We start from the raw sequence: 680 nt of genomic DNA on the forward strand, positions 1-680 counted from the left end.
TCGGAAACCAAATGTCGATAAGGCGACGGTGGAGCGATTTAAGCGAGTCGCCAAAGAGAAAGGCTTTGCGCTAGATGAGTTGATCCTGGTCGATCAAAAACAGTAAATTGTCCAACTGCTGACCTTACAGTAAGGTTCGATGCTTCGTAAAGCTCAGTGGTGTTTGTCCTGTTTGTTTTTTAAAGAACGCAATGAATGCGCTGTCTGATGAAAACTCCAAACAATGGGCAACATCACTGACTTGCCTCTCCTCACACAACAGCTCTATTGCCTTTAACAATCGCCATTGCTGACGCCAATCTTGATAAGACATGCCTGTTTCGGACTTAAACAGTCTTGTAATTGTCTTACCGCTTGCCCCGATTGTTTTCGATAAATGGTTGAGATCAGGAGCAATGAATCCGTCTTTTGTCATCGCGTTTCGAAATGAAGTCAAACGACGATCCGATGGCAATGGTAAAGTGAGCTCGAATTGCTTTGCTTGATAAAACTCTTCCCAAAACAATATGGTTGTCGCATTCGTTTTGGTTTGTTCTATGTCCCACTCCCACAAAGCCATTTTATTGATCAGTGCTTTTAGGAGATCGTTAACTTCAATCATCACGATGCTTTTCGGGCAAGAAAATTTGTCACAATCGAAATAAACAGAACGATACGCCACAACATTCGTCATTACGGCG

At 42.8% G+C, this 680-nt stretch carries 1 protein-coding gene and 1 pseudogene; one reads left to right on the forward strand and one right to left on the reverse strand.

All coding sequences use genetic code 11. The features are described 5' to 3' along the window. Positions 1-106, forward strand: a pseudogene (locus R7Z49_RS25330) (lipocalin); the annotation flags it as partial. A gap of 18 nt (positions 107-124) precedes the next feature. On the opposite strand, the gene R7Z49_RS25335 reads toward R7Z49_RS25330, so the two are convergent. Continuing rightward, the coding region (locus R7Z49_RS25335; protein ID WP_318112432.1) for an AraC family transcriptional regulator at positions 125-680 on the reverse strand (556 nt) is incomplete at its 5' end.

Origin of the sequence: Vibrio sp. 1562 (assembly GCF_033340155.1) — a bacterium.
Lineage (GTDB): Bacteria > Pseudomonadota > Gammaproteobacteria > Enterobacterales > Vibrionaceae > Vibrio > Vibrio alginolyticus.